Source organism: Helicobacter didelphidarum (assembly GCF_003364195.1).
GTDB lineage: Bacteria > Campylobacterota > Campylobacteria > Campylobacterales > Helicobacteraceae > Helicobacter_A > Helicobacter_A didelphidarum.
Window position 1 is genome coordinate 1 of record NZ_NXLQ01000015.1, and the last position, 26,005, is coordinate 26,005.

At 34.0% G+C, this 26,005-nt stretch carries 18 protein-coding genes; 7 read left to right on the forward strand and 11 right to left on the reverse strand.

All coding sequences use genetic code 11. The features are described from left to right. Together CQA53_RS06920 and CQA53_RS06925 are read right to left on the reverse strand one after the other, a co-directional pair. On the reverse strand, positions 1-1,613 hold a 1,613-nt coding region (locus CQA53_RS06920), incomplete at its 3' end, for a PDC sensor domain-containing protein (RefSeq protein WP_147290006.1). Between the two features lie 598 nt (positions 1,614-2,211). Next, on the reverse strand, positions 2,212-2,916 hold the full coding sequence (locus CQA53_RS06925; RefSeq protein WP_115543289.1) for a pirin family protein: 705 nt from the start codon (positions 2,914-2,916) through the stop codon (positions 2,212-2,214). Between the two features lie 457 nt (positions 2,917-3,373). Between CQA53_RS06925 and CQA53_RS06930 the strand changes: the two genes are divergently transcribed. Then, the gene (locus tag CQA53_RS06930; protein ID WP_115543290.1) at positions 3,374-4,135 is read left to right on the forward strand and encodes an SDR family NAD(P)-dependent oxidoreductase; all 762 of its coding nucleotides are present in this window, start codon (positions 3,374-3,376) and stop codon (positions 4,133-4,135) included. 14 nt (positions 4,136-4,149) lie between these two features. Here the strand turns inward: CQA53_RS06930 and CQA53_RS06935 are convergent, their stop codons facing one another. The 3 genes from CQA53_RS06935 to CQA53_RS06945 are packed head-to-tail and all read right to left on the reverse strand — an operon-like array spanning position 4,150 to position 8,718. Next, a complete protein-coding gene (locus tag CQA53_RS06935; RefSeq protein WP_181882385.1) occupies positions 4,150-6,684 on the reverse strand; it encodes a DEAD/DEAH box helicase family protein in 2,535 nt (844 codons plus the stop codon). Further along, a complete protein-coding gene (locus CQA53_RS06940) occupies positions 6,677-8,251 on the reverse strand; it encodes a site-specific DNA-methyltransferase (protein ID WP_115543292.1) in 1,575 nt (524 codons plus the stop codon). The genes CQA53_RS06935 and CQA53_RS06940 overlap by 8 nt, the downstream gene beginning before the upstream one ends. Beyond that, positions 8,215-8,718 carry a site-specific DNA-methyltransferase gene (locus CQA53_RS06945; protein WP_181882386.1) on the reverse strand — a complete coding sequence of 168 codons (504 nt, stop codon included), beginning with the start codon at positions 8,716-8,718 and terminating at the stop codon, positions 8,215-8,217. Before CQA53_RS06945 ends, CQA53_RS06940 begins: the two co-directional genes overlap by 37 nt. Positions 8,719-8,845: 127 nt before the next feature. On the opposite strand from CQA53_RS06945, the gene CQA53_RS06950 reads away from it, so the two are divergent. Then, the gene (locus tag CQA53_RS06950) at positions 8,846-9,784 is read left to right on the forward strand and encodes a UDP-glucuronic acid decarboxylase family protein (protein ID WP_115543294.1); all 939 of its coding nucleotides are present in this window, start codon (positions 8,846-8,848) and stop codon (positions 9,782-9,784) included. A gap of 41 nt (positions 9,785-9,825) precedes the next feature. Here the strand turns inward: CQA53_RS06950 and priA are convergent, their stop codons facing one another. Genes priA through CQA53_RS06965 form a run of 3 tightly spaced genes read right to left on the reverse strand, consistent with a single transcriptional unit; the run spans position 9,826 to position 12,600 of the window. Continuing rightward, positions 9,826-11,847 (reverse strand): replication restart helicase PriA, encoded by a 2,022-nt coding sequence (priA, locus tag CQA53_RS06955; protein ID WP_245945759.1) that lies wholly within the window; start codon positions 11,845-11,847, stop codon positions 9,826-9,828. After that, positions 11,844-12,242 (reverse strand): hypothetical protein, encoded by a 399-nt coding sequence (locus CQA53_RS06960; protein WP_115543295.1) that lies wholly within the window; start codon positions 12,240-12,242, stop codon positions 11,844-11,846. The genes priA and CQA53_RS06960 overlap by 4 nt, the downstream gene beginning before the upstream one ends. Before the next feature lie 10 nt (positions 12,243-12,252). Next, positions 12,253-12,600: a hypothetical protein gene (locus CQA53_RS06965; protein ID WP_115543296.1), complete on the reverse strand. Its 348-nt coding sequence runs from the start codon at positions 12,598-12,600 to the stop codon at positions 12,253-12,255. 67 nt (positions 12,601-12,667) lie between these two features. On the opposite strand from CQA53_RS06965, the gene uvrB reads away from it, so the two are divergent. Further along, positions 12,668-14,644, forward strand: a complete 1,977-nt coding sequence (gene uvrB / locus CQA53_RS06970) for an excinuclease ABC subunit UvrB (RefSeq protein WP_407918847.1) — start codon at positions 12,668-12,670, stop codon at positions 14,642-14,644. A gap of 279 nt (positions 14,645-14,923) precedes the next feature. On the opposite strand, the gene CQA53_RS06975 is transcribed toward uvrB, so the two are convergent. From CQA53_RS06975 to CQA53_RS06985, 3 genes are all read right to left on the reverse strand, one after another. Beyond that, positions 14,924-15,760, reverse strand: a complete 837-nt coding sequence (locus tag CQA53_RS06975; protein ID WP_115543298.1) for a peptidylprolyl isomerase — start codon at positions 15,758-15,760, stop codon at positions 14,924-14,926. Between the two features lie 754 nt (positions 15,761-16,514). Continuing rightward, a complete protein-coding gene (locus CQA53_RS06980; protein ID WP_115543299.1) occupies positions 16,515-17,012 on the reverse strand; it encodes a DUF411 domain-containing protein in 498 nt (165 codons plus the stop codon). A 79-nt stretch (positions 17,013-17,091) separates the two neighbouring features. Continuing rightward, positions 17,092-19,728 (reverse strand): DNA methyltransferase, encoded by a 2,637-nt coding sequence (locus tag CQA53_RS06985; protein WP_115543300.1) that lies wholly within the window; start codon positions 19,726-19,728, stop codon positions 17,092-17,094. A gap of 216 nt (positions 19,729-19,944) precedes the next feature. On the opposite strand from CQA53_RS06985, the gene carB reads away from it, so the two are divergent. The 4 genes from carB to CQA53_RS07005 all read left to right on the forward strand — a co-directional run bounded on the left by carB (position 19,945) and on the right by CQA53_RS07005 (position 25,980). Continuing rightward, positions 19,945-23,448, forward strand: coding sequence for a carbamoyl-phosphate synthase large subunit (carB, locus tag CQA53_RS06990; protein ID WP_115543301.1), 3,504 nt, complete (start codon positions 19,945-19,947; stop codon positions 23,446-23,448). Positions 23,449-23,544: 96 nt separating this feature from the next. Beyond that, positions 23,545-24,165, forward strand: a complete 621-nt coding sequence (locus CQA53_RS06995) for a hypothetical protein (RefSeq protein WP_115543302.1) — start codon at positions 23,545-23,547, stop codon at positions 24,163-24,165. A gap of 223 nt (positions 24,166-24,388) precedes the next feature. Further along, complete coding sequence (locus tag CQA53_RS07000; protein WP_115543303.1) at positions 24,389-25,252, forward strand: DUF817 domain-containing protein; 864 nt, start codon at positions 24,389-24,391, stop codon at positions 25,250-25,252. Between the two features lie 443 nt (positions 25,253-25,695). Then, entirely contained in the window at positions 25,696-25,980 is a 285-nt protein-coding gene (locus CQA53_RS07005) for a hypothetical protein (RefSeq protein WP_115543304.1), read from the forward strand. Positions 25,981-26,005 lie beyond the last annotated feature (25 nt).

The window sequence follows — 26,005 nt, forward strand, 5'->3', positions numbered from 1 at the left end:
AATGAACTTGCTTGAGTATTCGAAGATTCTGTAAGAGTTCGGACTGCTTCTTCTAAATCTTTTGATTTAGATTCTAAGTCTTTAGCGAAGTTTGCTGAAACTCTTATCATATTACAAATAGAATCTCCTAATGAATTGACTCCTTTTTCTAATCCTTGTGGATTCTCTAATCTTTGTGTGAAGTCATTCTTCTCAAATGCTTGAAAAATGGCTGCTGCTTTTCCAAGATCTGGTCCTACAAGTCCTCTTAGTGTTGTTGACATTTCATTTAATGAAGTTTTTAGTTTCTCAACTTGAGGATTAGGACTTGTTTGTGTAACACTACCACCAAATCGTCCTTGTTTGGCTTCTTCAACAATATAGACAACTTCTTTTACAACATGAGAATCTTGTTCTAAGCCTTTTCGAGTTTTTTCAATATTTTCATTAATTGCCATAGCCATAGCACCAATTTCATCTTGTGCCGTAGGTTTAAGAGGTGGTGGGGGTGTTTGTGTTTCATGATTGAGGTATTTGAAAAAGCCAAAGAGTTCCTGGGAAATATTATTCACTCGAGAAATGACTTTTTGTCGTATATAGAGTGAAATCATGAGTGCTGTAACAATTATAGAAATAAGAACGCCCATTATGATTAAATTGCGTAGTGTAGAAACTGGAGCAAGAATGGATTCCTCTGGAGCAGAAACTACTACTGACCAATATGAACCTAAATTTTTGCCAACTTCAAATACCGATACACCTGCATATCCAAAATTACCTGAATTATTAATATAATCATAAACACCATCTTGATGGTTTTTAATAGCATTTAGAATATCGTTTGTGGTTTTGTTACTATTTGCTTCAGTAATATGTTTTGCTATATATTGATCGTTTGGATGGATTCCTAGTGTACCTTGTTCAGTTACTAAAAATTGATAACTTCCTTTAAAAATACTATTATTTTGAGGAGATAATACAAAAGGCTTCATATATTTCATATCAACAAACATGCCTAAGACACCTTGCACATTTCCTGCTTTATCAAAAATAGGGAAATTCATACCAACACCGACAACTTCTCGTCCAGCAAATTGAGTTTTAACGGGGTCTCCAATACTTGGTTTCTTTGTTGCTAGTACTTTTTTGACGCTGTTCAGATTTAGAATAACAGGATCTGCTTGTAAGACTTCTACTCCTCCATCAACATTTGGATTTTGATCATGAACAAGAATTAAAAATTCACCATTAGGAAGTTTATGTTTGGGATTTGCGATATTGTGTTGTGTATAACTTGGATCTTTAATATATAAATAAGCATAATTTCCCCATTGACTACTATCTACAAGATTCACTAAGGATTTTTCCATAATTGGTTGGTCGTCATTATAACCACTTTGTAATAACTCCTCAAATGTTTGCTTTGATGCTTTCAATCCAATAAAAACTTCGTTGAAAAAACCCTCAAGCAAATTAGTTGAACTTGTAGATGTTGCAAAAAGGAGTTTTTTGGTCTCATTGATTTGCATCTCAGAAGACTTACTAATTACTATCGTTGTCATAATGGTCATACATACCACGATAATTGACGTAATCCATAAGATTAACTTTGTTCCTAAATTCATTTTACCCATTAAAAACCTTTCTCTTGAGTTTGTGCCGAAAAAAGTTCTTATTATCTCATAAGTTTATTAACTATGTCTAGTCAATATGTTTTTGATAAATTCTTGTATAGAGTGATTTTTTGCATATATTAGTTACATATTTATGTATTTTTACATTAAAATATTAATAATAATCATAATATTTTATGCAATATATTTTATAAAAAAATATCTCTTAACTACTCAACAAAATTTTTTATTATGTTACATTTTGTATCAATATATGGCTTAAAATCATATTTAAGGACTTGTATATGATTTTATTCGGAGTTTGCAAATATAGGATAAGTAATGGCTTTTATATTACTAATGTAAGCATTAAAACACATGATTTTCATTGAGTTTCCTATCAAGTAAGCTTCAATATTTTAAAATGATTTTACAGAACTTTTGAGAACCATGAAGATGATTTTAGACTCTATAAACGCACAAAAGTGCAAGAAACATCGCAGTTAAATAGAGAATCTCGCAAACTTAATTTTCAAGATTGCTTTAAGATACAAATTTACAATATTATATGTGGATATATGTATCAATATTATACAAAAATTTATTTTTTAGGTCTTGCTCACATCGGCACTTCGATAAGCAAAATCTTAGAATCTTTGCTTATATTAAAAGCAAGACTTTCCACCTCATAGATTCCCGCTCCATCGCGTCGCTCTAAGCTCAAATCGCCTTTAGAATCACTCACTTTGCCTTCGATAACAAACATATAGACGCCATTTTGCTTACTATGAAGCGTATAATTGAGCTTTGCCTCATGCTCAAATTCACCAAGAAAAAACCAAGTATCTTGCCCCAAAGCCGTTTCCAAATCTGGTGCGATAATCTCGCAAAGCTCATTTGGACGAAGTTTGGAGCGAATATCAAAGCTATTATATCGCGGTGTCCCGCCATTAGTTTTTGGTAGAATCCAAATTTGCAAAAGCCCCACAGGCTCACTCTCACTCGCATTATATTCGCTATGGACGATACCGCTACCCGCACTCATCACTTGAATATCGCCATAAGTGATAGTCTCTGCATTTTGCAGACTATCGCCGTGTCGGAGCTTTCCATATAGCGGAATAGTAACGATTTCCATATTGCGATGAGGGTGCATATCAAAGCCCATTTTTGGTGCGATAATATCATCATTCAGCACACGCAACGCCCCAAAGCCCATTCGCTCTGGATTGTGATAGTTTGCAAAACTAAAAGTACGGTAAGTTTCTAGCCAATCATATCGTGCAAATCCTCTAGAATCTGCCTTGTCAATTATTGTTTTCATTCTAAAACTCCTTAAGACACTCAATTATTTTTGTATTGCTACTTCTTAATTATAGCTTAAGAAAAATATATAATCATAAATCAAGATGTTGATTTTAGTCATCATTGTGGTTTGAAACTACCATATAATCATTTGTATTGTTCGCACTCAAGCATTTCAACTACTCGAAGATTACTTTCAATTCTCTCTTTTTATCATTTATTCTAAAATCTTATTTGAAAACAAAATCGGATTGAAAACCTTTAGTATAGTTTAGATTTCATATTAAGATTCTGTAATATTTTTGTTTTTAAAATGTAATAATCAAATTCATACTCTACATTTAACAAAAACCTTATCATAAAAGTCTGCATTGTTTGATTTTTAGCTATAATTTACACTTCAATTTATTGTTTATTAAGGATTCTTAATTGTTAATTTTGTATGAAATTTTTAGGTTAAGAATTTAGAGGTCATTATGAAAAATATTGCAATTACAGGAGCAAATAGCGGGATTGGGAAGCAATTAGCATTAGATTTTGCTAAGCACTCTTGTGAGAATACCACATTATTTCTTGCAGGACGAAATGTAGAGAGACTAGAAAATGTTGCTAAAGAGGTAGAATCTTATAACGCAGTAGCACAAATAAGTGCATTTGATGTAACCAATCTCGCTTCTTGCAAGGAATGGTGTGAGGAGATTTTTGCCTCACGGCTTGACTTGCTTATCATTAATGCGGGGATTTCCATAGGTAATGATGAAAGTGCCTTGCATCACATTAAAGTAGCACAAACGAATACGATGGGTGTAGCAAATCTCGTATTTTTTGCCCTTGAGATGATGAAAAAACAAGATTTTAAAGGGCGATTCCGTGGGCATATTGTGCTTGTTGCTTCTGTCGCTTCACTCCTTGCTATGCCAAATGCACCAAGTTATAGTGCGTCTAAGAATTTTGTGAGAATCTTAGGTGAGGCACTTAGCCTCTCAAATAGTGATATTTGTATCACGACAATTTGTCCGGGATTTATAGAGACGCCTTTGGTGCAGCATTTGCAAGGAAAAGTGCCAATGATGAATGTAAAAGTCGCAAGTAATAAAATAATCAAGGCTATACAAAAACAAAAAAATCTCTCTATATTTCCATCGTATTTTGGGTGGTTGGTGAGATTTTATAATATTTTACCATTTGTGATAAAGCGATATTTTTTATGGATATTTAAGTATTTTGGGAAATTATGAGACTTGAGTGAAAATTATGATATATGCCCTAGCTTTTCTTTGAACTCACTCATAAACTCCTTCTTTCTCTCCTCTGTAAAAAATCTCATTCCATTTACATTGACTTTTGATTCTATAATTTTATTTTTTAGACTTAGTAAAAAATCTTGTTTCCACTTTTCATATTCTATCAAATGCTTTCCCTTTGCTTCGATGAAAATTTGCTCCACTACCTCTTTATCATTCACAAAGCCAATAAATACAAAATCAGGGGCGAAGCCTTTAGCGTAATTTGGGTTACTTTTAAGCATATTAGATTCTATTATTTGTTCCCTATCATCATAAATCATAAATTCACTAAATTGCTCATTTCGCACGATAAACCATTTATCAAAAAGAGTATCAATTTCATCTTTTATTTTATCAATCTCATCTAAAAAATCCACTTCTAAGTTAGAATCTTTAAAGATTTTATCATATACAAGCCATTCATACTTTTCACAATTTTTTATATCTTTGACACTCACAATCTCTCTATCATGGAGGTAAAATTCTTTGAGTTTAAAATTTTCCACTTTGTATAAACTCTCTTCTTTTAGCTTGACCTTATCTTTGTAATGTTTCAAAACAAATAGAGCAATTTCAAGCTGTGCATATCTATCAAAGCTTTGGTTTTTAGAAAACTCACAGGAGAGTTGATAGAGAAAAGATTCTATAAATTTATCTCTTGAATCTACATAATGGATTTGTGCGATTTTCTTAAAGCTTATATCAAGCTTATTCATTGCTTTTAAGAAAACTTCTTTGCTTGTATGAAGTTTATGAGATTGTGTTGTTTGTATCTCATTATTTTGCATATCAAATGCTTCTTTTTGTATGATTGTATTATTGCCCAAAAGTGGTATTTTTAAATATGAGATATGCTTGATAATATCTTTTTCTATTGCTTGCTGATATTGTTCATTATCAAGCAAGCGACTTAATTTTACGCGTCTGTTGCTTGAAATAGTGATTTTATCTATTTTGGATTCTATAATTTTCTTTTGAGGCTTTAGGATATGCTTCTTAAGTGCTATATTTTCAAAGCCCAAGCCTATATTTTGAAGCGATTTATTGAGAGATTCTATAAACTCTACTTCATTTATCGTATGGTATCCCATAAATTCTAATGCTCTAAGTTCATTATTTTCATTATTATCAAACTTTCTTTTACATTCATTTTCTCTAGAATCTTTTGTGCAAAATGGATAATATCTAGCCCCTCGCCCAATAAGTTGTGCTTCTTTTGTCGTAATCGTAAGGCTACTTTTGCCACTACTTTTGCAACGCACAATATCAAAGAGATTGAGCACATCCCAACCTTCATTGAGTTTATCCACAGCAAAAATTGCCCGAATCTCATTATCTTTGTCCTCTAAGTTATTAAGTAATATTTGGTGGTTTTGTGCTTCCTCATTATCATTGACATTCATTACATTTTGCTTTGTAAAATTTATCTTTATCATCTCCAAAATCTTTGCAAAATTATATTCAAAGTGCTTCAAACTCATGAGTAAAAAATCGTTTTTACTTTTATCTATATTATTGTAAAATTGCTCAATATCACCAACGCAAAGATTCTCTATAAAAGAGAAAAATTCCTCTTCATTCACTTTAGATTCTGCAATTTTCTCGCTTTTAAATAGAATGACAGGTTTTAAAAATATTCCATTCTTGTATGCGAGTGATTCTCTATATATATTCAACAGGATTGCACCTAAAAAGCGATTATGGAGTTCTAAATTTTCGTGTTTAAATAAAAAGATTTTTTTAGAATATTTATCTTCATAAAATTTTTCAAGATGATATTCAAAGACAATCTTATCAGTATATTTTTCTTTGACATTGCTATCATTTGGGATTGTTGCACTAAATTCAAACATAAGATTCTTATCATTTTTCTTAAAAGCCTCGTTTATTATCCCCTCCCAGCTCTCTCTATGTTCTTCTTCACTTTTGCTTACACCCCTTTTTGTTTCACTATTGAGATGATGAGCTTCATCGGCAAGATAGACGATTTGCTGCTCTCTTAAATCATTAAAGGTAAGACTATTTTCTCTCTCATTGGTAAAAAGTGAGTAGATACCCTGAATCGTATTGAAACATATATTTATCGCATTTTCCCTCCTTTCTACAAAGTTTTGGACAATATGTATCTCTACATTTTTCCCATCGATGATAATTCTCTTATTAAAAAGATATTTGCTTGAAGTTTTATCGCTAAAATTGGCAATAGTTTTTTCTAAAATATTTCTGCTATTGACAAAAAATACAAAATTCCTATATCCTCTTTCATAACAATCAAGCATTAAGGCAGCCATTATAAGTGTCTTGCCACTCCCTGTCGCCATATTAAACATCAAATGATTTGTGTTTGGTTTGTTAGCGTGTAAAAGATAATGTTTCAAAGCCCTTTCTTGATATTCACGCAAGTTTCTGCTTAGATTATCTCTTATGTGGCTTGGAATCTCTATATCGCTATATTCTAATGCACTAGCGATTTTATCGCTTAGTTTGAGTGTCTTACTCATCATTTTCCTCCATATCATAAAACGCCTTGTTTAGCTCTATGATTTCACTATCAATCTCATAAGTAGAATCTTCCATATCACTCAAAGGCACATAATCCATATTAGAATCTAATATAGAGTGCAAAATCTTTTTCTTATCCTCCAAGCTAAGACTTGAAAAATCGCTATCTTTTAATACTTCCTTAATATCTGTGCGATAGTCTATAAAGGCTTTTGTCGCTAAATCTTGATAGAGAGATTCTAACTCCACTTCACTTGGAGCATGCAAGATTCTTTCTTTATAGATTCTATTCAACGGCATAAGCTCTGTATAGACAAAGCTACCGCCACCATTCCAACCCACTGCCTTAGAGATACCGCCTTGCTCACCTGCTATGACTTTCTCCAATCTCACTTTTGTGATAGATTCTATATAATCCATTTGCTCTATGCCTACCCAGCGTCTATTCATCTTGTGAGCGACTGCGAGTGTTGTCCCACTCCCTGCGAAAAAGTCCATAACCAAATCACCCTCATTTGTAGAGATTTCAATAATGCGTTTGAGGAGGGCTTCGGGTTTGGGTGTGGCAAAAAGTTCTATGGGTTTTTGTGCTACATTTTTATCATTTTCTAGTGAAATCGAAGAAACCACTTCGTCATTGCGAGACTTCGTAAGAAGTCGTGGCAATCCACTAGAATCTTTTGAGCCACTCTTTGATTTATGTTGAATTGCTTCGTTCGTTTCACTCTCTCGCAATGACGATAAAAATAAGGCTTTGATTTCTTGTTTCGCAATTTGATTATGCCCGACTTCATCATATTTCCAAAATGTCTTTGAAACAACGCCTTGTTGAACTTCACTTAAAAATTGTTTGATTTGAGGTTTAGAATCTTTATTTTTGCCAAACCAGATTCTATTATCTTGTAGCATTTTTTCATAATTGTCCATTGAAGTTTGCCAACAGCTTCCACTAGGTGGATAAACAATTTTACCACTAGGCGTTGTAATAGGATAGTCATATTTTGCAGTATATGATTTTACAGAAAATCCTCCAGCTTTCCAATCTCCTCTAGGGTCATTGTCGGGATTTGTGTATCTTGTATTCATTTCTTTTGTGCGTGGCAATAAATTTGGTCTCCATATTTCTTTGTCTCTAGCATAAATTAAAATAAAATCGTGATTATCACTTAGCCATTTTGAATCATTTGCGGGAGAGTATTTTTTCTCCCAACAAATTGTAGCTACAAAATTCTCCCGCCCAAATACCTCATCACACAGCACTTTGAGATACGCTTGTTCGTTATCATCACATTGGATAAATATCACGCCATCATCACGCAGGAATTCTTTTGCGATAGTAAGGCGGTTTTTCATAAAAGTAAGCCAAGTGGAGTGATTGAATCTATCATTATATTGAAAGCTATCATTGCCTGTGTTGTAAGGTGGGTCGATGTAGATGAGCTTCACTTTGCCATAGATACGAGGGTTATTTTTAAGAGAGTGGAGAGCTAAGAGATTATTCCCTTTGATAAGGAGATTAGGAGAATGATTTATGCTGTTTTGAATCTTACTTCTACTCTCTGACACACTATTGGGGGGGGGGGGGGAGTGAAACTAGATTCTATGAATTGAAAATTACACAAAACTTTTGCTTCAAAAAGTCTATCAATGTCATCGTGTGCGATAACTTCATTAAAAAATATTTCTTTACCTTTTTGCTTATCGCTACTTTGTGTCCCTTTGAATACACAATCTTTATAGGGAAAATGAAGCACGACTTTAGAATTTTGCAAGAGATACGAGCCTACCTCATCGCTAAGCCCGATTTTATTTGCATATCTCGTATATGAGCTATCAAGTAAGCGGGAGTTGAGGAGACTAAGGAACTTCTCTTTTTCAAAAATTAAGCTTCCCTCAATCTGTGTGAAATACTCTTCTTTTGCGTGGCGGAGTAAAAAGGCTATGATTTGCTCTGGATTCTGTAAGCAAGTCATTCTTGCTTCATTAATACTCCCAAATTGTGCTTTTATTGTGTCAAAGAGTTTGTGTGGCATTGTGCTTCCCATTATTTATAGATATGAAATGATAAAAAATACCTAATATTATAATAGATAAATTCTTAGATTCCATAAATATTCTGGGTATAATTTCACTTTTAGTTTCATATCAAGGAATATAGCAATGATAAGCAAAAAGATTTTAGTTACCGGTGGGGCGGGATTCTTAGGCTCTCATCTCTGCGAGAGGCTTTTAAATCGTGGTGATGAAGTGCTGTGCGTGGATAATCTCTTCACCGGCACGAAGCAAAATATCCTCCACCTCCTCTCCAATCCACGATTTGAGTTTATGCGACACGATGTAACCTTCCCGCTGTATGTGGAAGTCGATGAGATTTATAACCTCGCTTGTCCCGCAAGTCCTGTGCATTATCAGTTCGACCCGGTGCAAACGACAAAAACTTCAGTGATGGGAGCGATAAATATGCTAGGACTTGCCAAACGTGTGAAAGCGAAGATTCTCCAAGCTTCCACGAGCGAAGTCTATGGCGACCCGGAGATTCACCCACAGATAGAATCTTATAAAGGCAGTGTCAATCCTATCGGCATTCGTGCGTGTTATGATGAGGGCAAGCGGTGTGCAGAGACACTCTTTTTTGACTATGAGCGTCAGCACAAAGTGCAGATAAAAGTGATGCGGATTTTTAACACTTATGGACCGCGAATGCACCCAAATGACGGGCGTGTGGTGAGTAACTTCATCTTACAAGCATTACGCGGGGAAGATATTACGATTTATGGTGAGGGGCGACAGACGCGGAGCTTTTGCTATGTCGATGACTTGATAAGCGGAATGATTGCCTTAATGGATAGTCGCGAGGGCTTCAGCGGACCTGTCAATATCGGGAATCCAAATGAATTTAGTATGCTTGAACTTGCCCAAAATATCATCGAGCTTACAGAATCTCGCTCAAAGCTTATCTTTATGCCATTGCCACAAGATGACCCCAAGCAGCGTCAGCCCGATATTAGCCTTGCAAAAAAGGAGCTAGGCTGGAGTCCGACTATCGAGCTAAGAGAGGGCTTAGAGAAAACAATAGCGTATTTTAGGGAACTTGTATAAACATGATAATTTTTGAAAGAGAGAATTCGAAATCAAGCAGATTAGATATTTACAGGATCAATATCAATATCAATACACTGCACGATTTCTATGGGTGTTTGTTCAAGTGCTTTGGTAATAATTTTTTGTAATAAAAAATTTTGTCTTGAACGCAATAAAATATGATAATAGAATCTATTTTTTAATTTTGGTATTGAACTTTCTGATAAACCAACAATTTCAAATTCTTGACATGAGTTATCGTTATTGGATTGAGTTTGTGTTATATGTTTGAGGGGTATTTTTTGTTGTATTGCATGTAAAATTGTTGCAAAATATTGTGTAAATCGCTGTGCTTTATATTGATTCTTGTGTGAAAAACTTATTAAGGCAAGTCTACAAAATGGCGGATAAAGTCCATCTCGCGAGAGAATCTCATATTCCAAAACTTTTCTATAATCACCCCATAGTGCATAGATTTCATCTGGTTTTCTTGTTTGTAAAATTGTCTTACCATTCTTTTTTCTACCGCTTCTTCCTGCCACTTGATAAAGCAAAGACAATGTATTTTCATGTGTAGAATAATCTGGAATGTGAAGCATATAATCAATTCCAATTACTATACTTAGAGAAACTTCGTGATAATCATGCCCTTTAGCAATCATTTGTGTGCCAATAAGAATATCAATCTTTTTTGCATTAAATGCATTAAGAGTCTCATTGAGTTTCTTTGTTGTTGTTATATAATCCTTGTCAAATATTGCAATATTTGGTTTATAACCCTGCATTATAAGCATCCCTTCAAGCTGTTTTTTAACCTCTTCTGTGCCAAATCTCATACCACTTAAATCATTACTACCGCATTTATCACAACACGCTGGAATTACCATTGTGTAATTACAATAATGACAAATCATCGAGTTTTTCTTCTGATGCAAACTCAATGAAATCGCACAAAATGGGCAGATAAATTTCTCAAGACAATTTCTGCAAAATAAAATCTTAAAATTCGCACGTGTTGGCACAAAAATAATAACTTGTTTTTTTGTATCTAATATTTTTCTGATTTCTGAAAGGATAAGAGTGCTGATACCACCATTCGCATTAGAATCAAACAATATTTCCTCTTTTGTGTTATAAAATTTTTGTGGTAAATAAGCTAGATATTGATTTTTTGTCGCTAAATAATAACTCTTCACGCTCGGTGTTGCACTACCTAAAATCACCTGAATCCCCTTTGTGCTAAGCAACATAGCCAAGTCTCTTGCATGGTATTTTGGTTGGCTATTTGATTTATAAGAACTATCATGTTCTTCATCAACAATTACTAAACCCAAATTGTGATATGGTAGAAATAATGCACTTCTTGCTCCTGCAATGATTTTTGTTTCCCCATTTTGTAGTTTTGTGAGAATCTTATCCTTTTGAACTTTTGTCCTCTTGCTATGCCAAATATCTGAAAGATTTGGAAACGCGTTTTGAAGACGTCTTTCTATTTGTGGAGTAAGTGAAATTTCTGGCATGAGCAAAAGGACTTGTTTGCCACATTTTAAATGTTCATAAATAATATGAAAATAAATTTCTGTCTTACCACTGCCTGTTGCACCAAAAATAAGACTTGTTGGTTGTTGCATACAACAATTGAAAATTTCTTGTTGATTTATTGAAAGAGAATGCAAAGAAACTTGTTGTAACAATGACTGATAAGAATCATCAGAAGTTGGTGATGGTAAAATAGAATCATGATTTTTTAAATGTCGTAACTCTTGATGGTTAGGTAGCCGATAATCTTTATGTGCGAGAGTGAAAATTTGTGCTGTTATGCCAATCTGTTTTATATAGTATTTACTTATAAAATGTAATAATTCTTTTTGCAATGAGGTAAAATAATAAGGTGAAATTTTTGCCTCAAGTAGCTTAAAATCATATTCTTGTATGGGTAAAATTGCCACAATAATACCCTGCGTTTTGCGTCCTGATACTTCTACTTCAACAACATCATCAATCTGGATAAAATCATGTATAAAATAAGTTAAGGGAAAGAGACGCGTGCCAATAATTTCCACAAGGATATGTTGAATCATTGAGACTGCAATTCCACGAGTAAATCCAATAGTTGCATTTCCGCAAGAGTTTGATCGCGTAAATTTGTTACAAACATAATGAGAATTTCTTCAAGTGTATAGTTGCTTTTTTGATCAAACACTTGAAAAATTTTATTACGACATTGAATATTTAAATGCGTAAGATTAAGACTAAAAAGTCTTCCCTCAACATGAATTTTAAGATGTGCAAGCACATTATTTTGCACTTGAGTATGTTGCGTTAGTTTATCTTCTAATACATTTTGTGATATATTAGAATCTTGGTATTCATTAATATGTTGTTGAGAATCTATTTTTGAGAATACAGATACACTCGAATCTTTAACTGGCATATTTTGGCTTTGTTGAATATCTTTTGTTCCATTTTCTAACATATAATTTTTATTAATTCTCTAATTTTTCTAAAAGTTGTGTTAATAATTGTTTGCCAGCGTTGATTTCTTCATGCAATTTAAAAAGTTCTATATCCTTTTCTTCATTTTGAGCTTTAATTGTGCTTATCTCTAGTTCTAATTCAGCTATGGTTTCTTCTTTTTCAAGAAGTTTAAATTCTAATTCTTCAATTTTTTTATTATGTCGAGAATCGAGAGTGTATCGCACATTATTTATGAGTGATAATAAGCCAACACCATTTGAATTTGCTTGCTTATTTGTGGAATTGTTCTCTATATTGCTTGTATTTGCATGTGTGTGGATAGAAGTATTTTCTGTGTTATAATGATTTTCTGTCATAGTTTCTCCTTAGATTCTATAAGTTTGAGTATAATTGTAGCTAAAAAAAGGTTCAATCGTGAAAAAAATCTTTAATTTATCCGCAAATTATTTTCCAGCAGGAGACCAACCAAAAGCCATAGAATCGCTTTGCAAACAAATCAAAGATAATCAAAAATACAATACACTCATCGGTGTTACAGGAAGCGGAAAAACTTTTACAATGGCAAATGTCATACAAAACCTTAATATGCCAACGCTTATTATGAGTCACAACAAAACACTTTGTGCACAACTTTATAGTGAATTTAAAAGCTTTTTTCCTCATAATCATGTCGAATATTTCATTAGTCATTTTGATTATTATCAACCAGAAGCTTATATTCCTCGTCGCGATTTGTTTATTGAAAAAGATAGTTCAATCAATGAAGAATTAGAGAGATTGCGTTTAAGTGCGACCACATCATTATTGGCATATAACGATGTGATTGTGATAGCAAGTGTTTCAGCAAACTATGGTTTGGGAAATCCAGAAGAATATCTTACGATGATTGAAAAACTTGAAATTGGAAAAACCTATAATCAAAAGAAATTATTAACAAAACTTGTGGATATGGGTTATACGCGTAATGAAACTTCTTTTGAACGCAGTAACTTTCGTGTAAAAGGAGAAATTGTTGATATATTTCCTGCATATAACGAAGTAGAATTTATACGCATTGAGTTTTTTGGAGATGAAATTGAATCCATTTGTATATTTGAAAGCCTTGATAACAAACGGGTAAAAAATTTAGAATCTTATGTTCTGTATGCGGCAAATCAATTTATTGTTGGACACAATCGATTAAAAACTGCCATAAAGAACATACAAGATGAGCTAGAATCTCGCTTGAGATTCTATGAAGCAGAAAATAGATTGGTTGAATATGAGAGATTAAAATCACGTACAGAATTTGATTTAGAAATGATAAAAGAAAATGGAATTTGTAAAGGAATTGAAAATTATGCTCGTCATCTTACAGGAAAAAATCCAGGCGAAACACCTTTTTCACTCATAGATTATTTTGAGTGTAAAAAGATACCATATCTTTTAATTGTTGATGAAAGTCATGTGAGTCTACCACAATTTGGAGGTATGTATGCAGGTGATAGAAGTCGCAAGGAAGTCCTCGTGGAATATGGTTTTAGATTGCCTAGTGCCCTTGATAATCGTCCTTTACAGTTTGAAGAATTTATCAATAAAAAAGCAAATTTTTTATTTGTATCAGCAACTCCAGCAAAACTAGAATTGGATTTAAGCAAAGATAATGTATGTGAGCAAATTGTCCGCCCTACGGGACTTTTAGATCCAATTATTGAAATCAGAGATTCTAAGACACAAGTCAAAAACCTCCTAGAAGATATTAAAATTTGTGTTGAGAGAAAAGAACGTGTGTTAATTACAACATTAACAAAGAAAATGAGTGAAGAACTTACAAAATATTATGCTAAAGAAGGAATCAAAATTGAATACCTTCATAGCGAAATCGACGCGATTGAACGCAACCATATTATACGAAATCTTCGTTTGGGACTCTTTGATGTGCTTGTTGGTATTAATCTCTTACGTGAAGGGCTTGATTTGCCAGAAGTGAGCCTTGTGGCGATTATGGATGCTGATAAGGAGGGATTTTTACGAAGTGAAACAAGTCTTATACAAACAATGGGAAGGGCTGCTAGAAATATTAATGGAAAAGTTATTCTCTACGCAGAAAAAACTACAAAGTCCATGAAAGTAGCTATTGATACAACAGAATATAGGCGTAAAAAACAACAAGAGTTTAACAAAATACACAATATTACACCAAAAAGCGTAAATCGTATTGTAGAATCTGAGCTAGGGTTAGAAGAAAGTGCGAATACATATAATAGATTAGGAAAAACAAAAGGTGCAAAGATACCAGCAAAAGAGCGAGAAGGAATCTTAAAAGATCTCAAAGCAAAAATGCTTGAGGCAAGTAAAAGGCTAGATTTTGAGGAGGCAATTAAATTGAGGGATGAAATAACAAGGATTAAAAGTCTATAACATTTTTTTATATTTTTAAAGACTAATTTTCATATTATTTGTATTTTGCAGAATCGCTATTTTCTAAAAACTTATCTTAATTTTATCAAGAAAAATTATAACCAAAAACTAATATTTTTTAATTGCAGAACATATAAAAGTATATCTTAATACTTTTATTACATAACAAAATCTACAAAAATCTCAGTAATTAAAATTTTGGTTATGGTGCAAAAATTTAATTTTCCTCTTTAATATAGAAAATATAATACTTTCTCGTAAAAAACTATAAGATTCTCTTTAATTTCCATAAGTTATTTTTGAAGTATCGCGAAGCTTTTTGAGTTTCTCTTGCACAATTCCTTCCATTTTTTGTTGTTTTAGGAGGTCGATAAGCTGCGTTTTCACTTGTTCAAAAGTCTGCGTTACAGGTGCATCTAATTTTTTCAAATAAATAATGTAATAACCATATCTTGTTTTCACAGGTGCTTTTGTATAAGTTCCTGCAGTCATTTTTTTCACTTCTTGTGCAAATTCTGGTGGTATTGCTGGATTATTGATTGGTAACTGCACTAACCCACCTTGATCTTTTGAGGCTGTATCCATAGAGAATTTTTTAGCAAGCTCTGTTATTTTTTCTTCCGTTTTTGTTTTTGGGACCTTTCCTATTTCTACAATAAGATTCTTGGCTTGATCTTCTTTTTGGACTAAGATATGTCGAACTTCTGCATTTTGTGTAATAAACATAGATTTATTATTATTATAAAATGTTTGTGCTTCAGCTTGCGTAACACTCACTGTTTTTGAGAGACTATCAACTTGTTTTTTTAACCATAATTGAGAAAGTAACTGCAAACTTGCCATTTTGAACTCTTCTGTTTTATCTAACCCCTCTTTTTTTGCTGCATTTGCCATAATTACACCACCAATTATTTCGTCTAATAATTGTGTTTTTTGTGCATCAGGCAAAGTATCATAATTAAAATTAGGATTTTGTTGTTTCAATGGAGCAAAAATAGAATCAGAAATATCTACTCCATCTACATTTACAAGAGTCTTTGCATTTACAAAAGGTGAGAGAGACAAACTTGCTATAACTGCAATTTGCACCATTTTCTTAAAAGTAAAATTTGTCATTATTACTCCTTAATAGTTTTTCATAAAATTTAAACATAGTGATTATTATATCTTTTAATGGTTAATTATTTCTGAATCATTCTAAAAACTTTTTTAGGAAAATGATCATATTTCTTCAAAAATTATTAACATCAAATAATATAAAGCAGTATCTTGTAATAATTTTTATAGAAAATTTAACGATATTTTTATATTTTCCATAGTTGATGTCTCAAACTTGTATATGAAACATAGTAAATGTAACAAGCTTATTTGCATTGATGAATTACTCAAGTTTATTGCGAACAAAAAACTAAATATCTTAAAACTTAAATATTACTTCATTTAGTGCATTTAAATGACTTATGTTAATAAAGTATCTTGCTAAACTTATAAATCACACTGTAATATTTTTCTCTCGGCTCAAGATGTATCAGAATTGGAGGTAAGCCTACAAACTATGATGTTGGATTGAAGTTAAAATAAGGCTTGTAGAATAAGAAGGAAATAGAGTTTAGAAAAAATACAAATCTTACATCTGCTTCATTAATGTTTAACAATGTATTGATATTTATCTATTCATTAAGTGTTTTTTTGGAATCTATATGATTTGAAAATTCAATTGTTTTCGAGGAATCTATTTGTTGATTTGTCTATTATTGTATTTCTTTACTAGTGTATGAACACAATAAGCAAATTTTAAAAAATAATTCATATGTTTTATTGTAAGTGGCAATATCAACTCAAATAACTTTTTCTTACCTCATTTTAAGGTTTATTTTATTTTTGTCTTACCTTTATAGGTCGCAACAACCTTGCTTGTGCCATCATTCATTAGCATCATCACATCATAAGTATCATCTGGAAAGCCCTGCTCCATACCCGGACTACCCTGTGGCATACCTGCAACTGCAATACCAATCACATCCTTTGGTTTTTCACTCAAAAGTTTTTTCACCTCATTATAAGGCACATGCCCTTCGATAGCATATCCATTAATCACAGCTGTGTGGCAACTTCTATATGGTTCTTTAATATTATATTGAGTTTTAATTTTCATAAAGTCATTTGTCTTGATTTCCTCAATTTTGAATCCATTTTCACTCATATATTTCGCCCAATGTCCACAGCACCCACAAGTAGGGCTTTCATAGATTTTTAGCACCTGTATAGCAGGATTTGATTTCGCATAGTTGTTCAGATTCTCATCGGCGATAACAAAACCTGATACAGAGAATATCAAAAATGTAGCGATGATGATTGTTTTATTCATTTTTAATCCTTTTGAGAAATTATTTTACTATTATAACAACAATCTTATTAATCTTTCAAATGTCTTTATAAATTTCTTATTAAAAAAGTGTGCGTTCATTAGTTTTTAAATGCCATTCACCTGTCTTATCGTCCTCATAATACGCAATATCTTGCAATATCTCTTTTATCATTTTGTTATTGGCTTGGACTCCATTTTTAGAGAGAGGTATGATAGATAAAACTAATTCATCAAAACTCACTCCCTTTTTAGCTTCTTTAGCTCTGCCTAGTGCGGCTTTGACAAGGTATTCTATGCGTTTTTCAAGCGGAATCGCATAGTTTGTAAAGCTCGCATTCACTCGCAAATGATATTTTTGATGTATATCAAGTTCAAATCTTTCATTAATTGCTGGGATAAAGGTTTCAAATTTCCCCGCTATCAAGTCAAGGTAATTGTGATTCATTGATTTAATCACAAGACTATTCCATATTTCTTCCAAACTTGCCCCATTGTTTTCAACAATAATTTCTTCTATATCTTGAAACATACGTTCCATAATATCCATACCTACTGCAAGTTTAGCGCGAACTTTTGCATTATCGACTTTTTTGAAATAAATAATAATCTGTCCTTTTAAAACGCGTGTAGGATTCTGCACTTTTTTAAAACTCGCTTGTCCATTATCCTGCTGGACACTTCCTACATATTCAAACCCCACATTTTCAGCACTATCTACCAAAGTCTGCCATAATTTTGGGTCTTGATGTTGGAATACAAAGGCAAGCCATCGGTTAAATTTCAGCACACGGTGCATTTCTTGTAAAGATTTTTTCATCAAGTCATAATAATCATAGCGAGACTTTTCAAGACTTCCTTTCTCGATACATTCTTTTTCTCTAAGGCTAGAATCCACAGGTAAATCAAGCCACACATTCCACATCGTGCTTAAGTCTAAATATGGAATCTTCGCTCCATAAGGTGGGTCAGTGTAGATAAAATCAATACTTTCAGATTCTATCTCTGCCAAATGTGTTGCATCAGCTTGGAATATCTTATCGCCATTAGTTTTATTCTCTCTTGCATCAAGCTTCTTTAAATCCCCTCTTTGAGCTATCATCGCACCCTTAAAGTCTTTAATAACATTTTGTGTCGGGTGAAAATAAGCTGAATAAAAATAATCGCCTACGCAGTCTCTTAGCTCCTTTTTGCCCTTAATAATGCGTTTTATTTTGCCTTGAAAAATTTCTGCTATTTTGTGTTTGGCTGGGTCTGGGGCTATTCTATAACGATAATAGGCATAAATTCCGCTTACCCCACCCCCTCGTGGTGTCTCATGGAATGTCAAATTACACATTGTTAAGGTATTATAAAATGCTAAAAGGAGGGAATATCGAAGGTTTTTATTGCGGATTCTATGTTCTTTGCTCCCGCTTGGTGTCGTGTATTTGAAAATGAGCGTTCGTAAAATCGCAAGTTCAGCAAGTTGTCTTTTACTAAAAAGCCCTAGCACACTCTCTACATCACTTCCTTTTGGCAAAATCTCATCTTTGGGAAGCCATAATATTTTTTCTTGCTCACTTGCATTTGCGATTTCCCCAAATTCCTTATCTATGGCATTGGGATAGTAGGCTGCATTTTTTAGAATCTGCCTTGCTTCTTTCTCATTGTGAGGTTTTAGATTCTCAAATTCTGCGATAATTTTTTCACCCAAACTATCTAACTCACCTAAATCACATTCTGCACATAATGCCTTTGTCATAAAAATGCTTAGCGGATTTAAATCTGTGTGGATTCCAATGCGATTATTCATCATCGCCTCAATAGCAGTAACGCCACTCCCACCAAACGAATCAAGGACAATATCGCCCTCATCGGTGAAGTTAAGAATATTTTTGGTAACGATGTCCCAACTCTGTCTCGTAAAATATGCAGTGCAACCAAAATATCGTGCTTTGGCTTGTTTTTGTGGATTAGAAATCGCTTGAGGCAGGGGGCGATTGAGATACCATTCTTCGCTTTTTTTAGGCTTTGTGTGCTTCGTGCCAAGTATTTGTTTGAGAGATTCTAGCGGTGTTGTGAGATATTGTCTAAGGAGGGCAAGTGTAGAATCTTGTATATTTACATCTTTAGAATCTTCCTTGTTAGAATCTCGTTTTTTAGAATCTAGCTCATAAGGCAAATCAAGCTCACACAAAGGATTTTGCTCATCGGTTTTAAAAAGTATAAATTTCAAGCCATTACACAGGGCATAATAGGGAGTTTTTATCTGCACAGCGTAGCTTAAGGCTTGTTTTTCACTATCAGAATCTTTGTCTATATTGATATTTGGAGCTTTTGCATCAAGCACACAATGGGGCTTAGAATCCACATAGAGCGTATAATCAGGTATAAGATTTGCCTCAATTTTTTTGTTGCTTCCTATGATGATTTTTGCTTTTGTTGTTTTGGAAAGCTCCATTTCTAGCTTGTGTGCGTGAGATTGTGTATCGGTGTATTTTGTATTCGATGTGTTTGCTTTAAAATCCTCTTTAGAATGTTGAGTTTTTATATCTTGAGATTCTGTATTCTTTTGAATTATAGAATCTTCTATATTTGTTTCTTTGGATTTCTCTATCGCTGCACCTTTACTTTGAAACCCCATATTTTGAAGCAAGGGTGCAATGATAAATTCCCGCACAGAATCTTCTTTGAAGTTCTCATTTTTGAGGGCATTAAAATCGAAATCTAGATTCATACCAATCCTTAACTATGTTATGCAAATATCTCAAGACTTTTATTTCACTCGTGAGGAATATAAAATAAAATTGCATTATAGCTTAAGCTATTTTGTTCTAAGTAAATATTCCTCATATTAAATCTAGTCATTAATTAAAAAAAATATTGTATAATCTTAATTACACTTGATTCAAAAAATTACAAAGCACTTTCTAAAATTCTAAAGGAATCTAAAATGCCAACATCTAATAAGAATACACATGCCCAACATGACCAAAATTGTGTGGCAATTACACCAAAACGCACAGATATTAAAACCATTTTATTGATTGGCTCAGGACCTATTGTCATTGGACAGGCATGTGAATTTGATTATAGTGGCACACAGGCGGCAAAGACGCTTAAAAGCTTAGGTTACAAAGTCGTGCTTATCAATTCAAATCCCGCTACGATAATGACAGACCCAGATTTTGCCCACCGCACTTACATCGAACCTATCACAGAGGAAATCATAGCTGATATTATCAAAAAAGAAAATGTCGATGCGATTTTGCCCACAATGGGCGGACAGACAGCATTGAATGTCGCTATGAGTATGTATGAACGAGGTATGTTAGAGGGTATTGAGTTTTTAGGGGCGAAGCCAGAAGCGATAAAAAAAGGCGAGGATAGACAAGCATTCAAAGAAGCAATGCTCAAAATCGGTATGGATTTGCCTAAGTCGCGTTATGCCTACACGGAGGAGGAGGCACTCGAGGCGGCAAAGGAGATAGGCTTCCCGCTCATTATCCGTGCAAGTTACACGCTTGCAGGTGGTGGCAGTGGCGTGGCTTATAATATTGATGAGTTTAAAGTAGTCGCTAGGACGGGCTTAGAGACAAGTCCTATCAATGAGATTCTTATTGAAGAATCTTTGCTTGGGTGGAAAGAGTTTGAAATGGAGGTTATTCGCGACAAAAACGATAATTGTATCATCGTGTGCAGTATTGAGAATCTCGACCCTATGGGCGTGCATACGGGAGATTCTATCACCATCGCTCCAGCTCTCACACTTACAGATAAAGAATATCAGCGAATGCGTGATGCGAGTTTTAAAATCCTGCGAGAAATCGGCGTAGATACCGGCGGGAGCAATGTGCAATTTGCCATTAATCCGCAAAATGGGCGAATGACCGTGATTGAGATGAATCCACGCGTTTCGCGTTCTTCCGCACTTGCCTCAAAAGCAACAGGCTATCCTATCGCAAAAGTCGCCACAATGCTTGCAGTGGGGTATAGCCTCGATGAAATCACCAACGACATTACAGGCACACCGGCGAGTTTTGAGCCAAGTATTGATTATATTGTTACAAAGATTCCGCGATTTACTTTTGAGAAATTCCCACAAGCTGATTCTACACTGACCACTTCGATGAAGTCTATCGGCGAGGTTATGGCGATTGGCGGGACATTCAAAGAGTCGTTGCAAAAGGCGTTATGTAGCCTAGAGACAGGGCTTTTTGGCTTTAATAGAATCTCTACGGATTTAGAGCTTATCAAAAAAGAAATTCGTCGTCCAAACGCAAATCGCCTCCTTTATATCGCAGAGGGCTTCGGGCAGGGAATGAGTATTGATGAGGTGCATCAGCTTTGTAATATTGATAAGTGGTTTTTGAATGAGATACGCGAGATTATTGAGGCAGAAAATCTCATCACAAGCGAGATTTTGCACCACGCAAAACTAATGAGAAAAATAAAAAGCTATGGATTTAGCGATAAAATGATAGCGTATTGGCTCAAAGAAAATGAGAATCTTGAGATTTCAGAATCTGAAGTCTATCAAGCTAGACTTACATTAGGGATAAAGGCACGATACAATGAAGTCGATACTTGTGCGGCGGAATTCCCTAGTCTCACAAGCTATCTTTACTCAAGCATTGGGGATTTTGAGGAGGTAGATTCTCAATCTTGTGAGAATGCGATAAAGCAAACAAGCGATAACCTCTCTCATTCATCACAGGAAAGCAATAAATCCAAAGTGCTTATTATCGGCGGAGGACCAAATCGCATAGGGCAGGGCATTGAGTTTGATTATTGTTGCGTGCATGCGAGTTTTGCCTTGCGTGATTTGGGGGTGCAAAGCATTATGTATAATTGCAATCCCGAGACTGTGAGCACAGATTATGACACGAGCGATACGCTTTATTTTGAGCCTATTGATTTTGAGCATGTGCAATCTGTGATTGAACGCGAGAATCCACAAGGCATTATCGTGCATTTTGGCGGACAAACTCCGCTTAAACTTGCAAACTCTCTTACGAAAACTAACGCACAGATTATCGGCACGAGTGCGAGAGTTATTGATATTGCAGAGGATAGGGAGAAATTTGCGAAGTTTGTAGGTGATTTGGAGTTGCGACAACCCGAAAATGGCATTGCTTTTGAAAAAGAAAGTGCGTATAGTATCGCAAACAAAATTGGCTTCCCGGTGCTTGTGCGTCCGAGCTATGTGCTTGGCGGACGCGCGATGAGAATCGTCTATGATAATGAGGAGCTAAAGCTCTATATGGACGAGGTTTTAGCCGTGAGCGAAAGCTCTCCGGTGCTGATTGATAAATTCCTTGATAGTGCGATAGAGCTTGATGTGGATTGTGTATGCGATGGGGAGCGGGTGTATATCGGTGGGATTATGGAGCATATCGAGGAAGCGGGGATACATAGTGGCGATAGTGCGAGTAGTCTGCCGACCTATAATATTGCTGAAAGTATGCTTGATGAAATTGCGCAAACAACGGCAAAAATCGCATTGAAGCTTGGTGTAATAGGGCTTATGAATGTGCAGTATGCGATATATAAGGGGAGCTTGTATCTTATTGAAGTTAATCCTCGTGCGAGTCGCACCGTGCCATTTGTGAGTAAGGCGACAGGAGTTCCACTTGCAAAAGTCGCTACGAGAGTGATGTGGAATCACAAGACAAGGGCAATGAGTGATGTGGCTTTGAGCGAGAATAGAGAATCTATCCTTGAAGAAGCTTTGAGATTCTATGATGTTTTCAAGAAAGTGGATTTTGCTCAAACAATATGGCAACCTAAGCGATTACACTATGTGAGCGTGAAGGAATCTGCTTTTCCATTTAATAAACTACCCGGCGCGGATTTGCTACTAGGACCAGAGATGAAAAGCACGGGCGAGGTAATGGGTATAGGGGAGAGTTTTGCCCTTGCTTTTGCCAAAAGCCAACTTGCGTGCAAGAATCCACTTCCACTCAAAGGAAAAATCTTTATTTCACTTCGTAATAGCGATAAAACTTCAGCGATTACTTTAGCAAAAGACTTTGTCGAGCTAGGTTTTGAGATTGTCGCTACGCTTGGCACACATAAAGTGATGAGTGATGCGGGGATAGAGGTTAAGTCTGTGCTGAAGGTAAGTGAGGGACGCCCGAATGTTAATGATATGATTACAAATCGTGAAATTGCAATGGTAATTAATACAACAACCACAAAGGATAAACCAGATGCAAGACTTATTCGTGAGTCGGTTTTAAGGGCAAATATTCCATATTTTACAACAATTTCTGGTGCAAAAAGTGCACTCACAGCATTACAAGAGATTCTCATTAATCGAAATACTGTGCAAGATTCTCAAGATACAAAAAGCCCTAATAACGCACAATCACATGGAGCTATAAGAGGAGAAAAAGGATATTCCCATACCATCGAATGTGCGAAAGCCTTACAAGATTATTTAGATAAATTTTAAGAGTAACAATTTTTATTTTAGGTTCTATTTATAAATCCTTTTTATATGATGAAAAAATAGATTGAGTAGGTGGCGACAATAAAAAGGACTCTTAATATGATAAAATATTTATATCTTTATTTCATAGGCTTTTCATATTTATTTTTTAGTGCATGTTCAATTAATCATGAAATACTTTCGCTGATTGAAAGTAAAAAAGTTGGTTTTATAAGTGATGGGAGCTATGTTTTACAAGATCCACCAAAGGATAAAGCACGCATTTATGTTTTTCGTGATAATAGTCCTGTTGGTTCTTATTTGGGGTATACATTACGCATTCAATATGATCCGGAACTTGATTCCAAAGGTCGTCCAGATTACCATAATTATCAAGATTCGCTAGGCTATATGGCTACTGCAAGAACATTTTATGCTGATATTTGGGTAGGACATAGAGTAGCTATTATGGCACGCACAGAGGCAACTTCTTATCTTGTTTTTACGCCTATGGAAGGACAAATTTATTGTATCAAGGGGAATATGAAAAATGGTTGGAGTATGCCTCGTCCAAATATTGTTTTTGTAGGAAAAAGAGCTTGTGAGGAAGCTTGGATTGATTATTTTAAAAGTGAAAATATTGACTTTCAGAATCAATGGAGAAAAGTATATAATGAACGAGGAGATAGGATTTTAAGCGAATCCCCATTTCCAACACAACAAGAAGATTCTGGCAATTAATATGGCTACAAATGATGATTTATTAATAATTTTTACTCATTAGAAATTATTATATAAGATTTAAAGAATTTATTTTGAATATTTACAAAGAGTGAGTTGGATTAATTATTGTAATGTATAATAATATAGAATCTTTAGACTTACATCATATAAAAATACTATTTGGTTCTTATGTATTTTTAATTCCAATAATTATGCTAAATCAAATATGCTTGAGGTGTTGATGATTAGTTTTTATAAATTCAATATTTTTTATTCTCTTGATAGAATTTTAATGAATACCGCTCAACGCAAAAGCCTTAAAGGTTCTAAACGTTTTTGTATGGAATTTTTATATTTTGGTATAAAGCAAGCTAGAGCATGTTTGTTTGCAGGATTATTTTTCATAGCTATATTTTGTGTGCCTCATGAAGGACTTTTTGGTTTTTATCGCTATGATTTACTTTTAATTATAGCTCTTTTAATACAAGTTTTTATGGTATTTTCAAAACTTGAAAGCACTGATGAACTTAAAGCGATTTGTTTGTTTCATTTTCTGGGTTTTCTCCTTGAAACATTTAAAACTTCTGTGGTGCAATCTTGGGCTTATCCCGACTTTGCCTATAGTAAAATTTTTGGTGTGCCTTTATTTTCTGGTTTTATGTATGCAGCTGTGGGAAGTTATATTATTCAATCATGGAGACTTCTTGATATAAAAGTGCGTCATCATCCACCTTATCAACTTGCTATTTTTGTATCGATGTTAATTTATTTAAACTTTTTTACTCATCATTATATAGGTGATTTTCGATATTATATTGCAAGTTTCTTGCTTGGGCTTTATGCAAGAAGTATGGTTCATTTTACACCCTTAGATAAAGAGAGGAAAATGCCTTTGCTTCTGTCATTTGCATTCGTGGGGTTTTTTATATGGTTAGCAGAAAATCTTGGTACATTCTTTGGTATTTGGAAATACCCCCATCAGCTTGGTGCATGGGCTATTGTAAGTGTTGGAAAATGGGGTGCGTGGAGTTTAGTCATTGTGATGACTTTTACAATAACCACTTTTTTAAAAGATATAAAAGCAAAAATTCACATTGCAAAATAAAATAGAAATCTAAGAAAATATTTAACATTTTGTATGGTATTTATTATTAAATTGTGAATTTTTACTTTTATTTATATAAATGTTGTTAATTCTATGTGTTGTAATTTTAGGGTTTTTATGAAACAGATATATTTAATGTTTGTAAATTCAATATTTTTTACTCTTTCTGATAGAATCCCAATGTCTCAAAAATATAATCAATATCTTAAGTCATTGCAATAAAAGCTCCTACATTTATGTTAAATATTTTTTTATTTTATATCATTTATGGGATTCCTCGATAGGTTACAACAAGGTTAAGATATATAAAATTATTTTATAACTTGCAAACTAAAATAAAAAACTTTAAAAAATACAATTTTAATTCATTTTTTCTTTTAAAATTTGCTTAAATATGGTATCATACACAACACATTTTATTTTTCCTTTGAGGAGTTTTGATTATGAAAAAGTTTTTAATATTTGCATTTGTAGCAGGTTTAGCAGGTTTCTTTGTGGCTTGTGATGATAAAAAAGAGGCAAACAAACCTTCTGCTACTTCTACCGAGAAACCCGTAGCTACTGAAGCACCAGCGACTACTGAGCAACCAGTAGCAGAACCAGCTACTGACACATCTGCAGAACCGGCAGAACATAATCACGAAGGCACTGAAGCACCAGCGACTACTGAGCAACCAGTAGCAGAACCAGCTACTGACACAACGACAGATAAAGCAGATAGCAAGTAGTTGTCATTAATTTCTAGTTAAAATA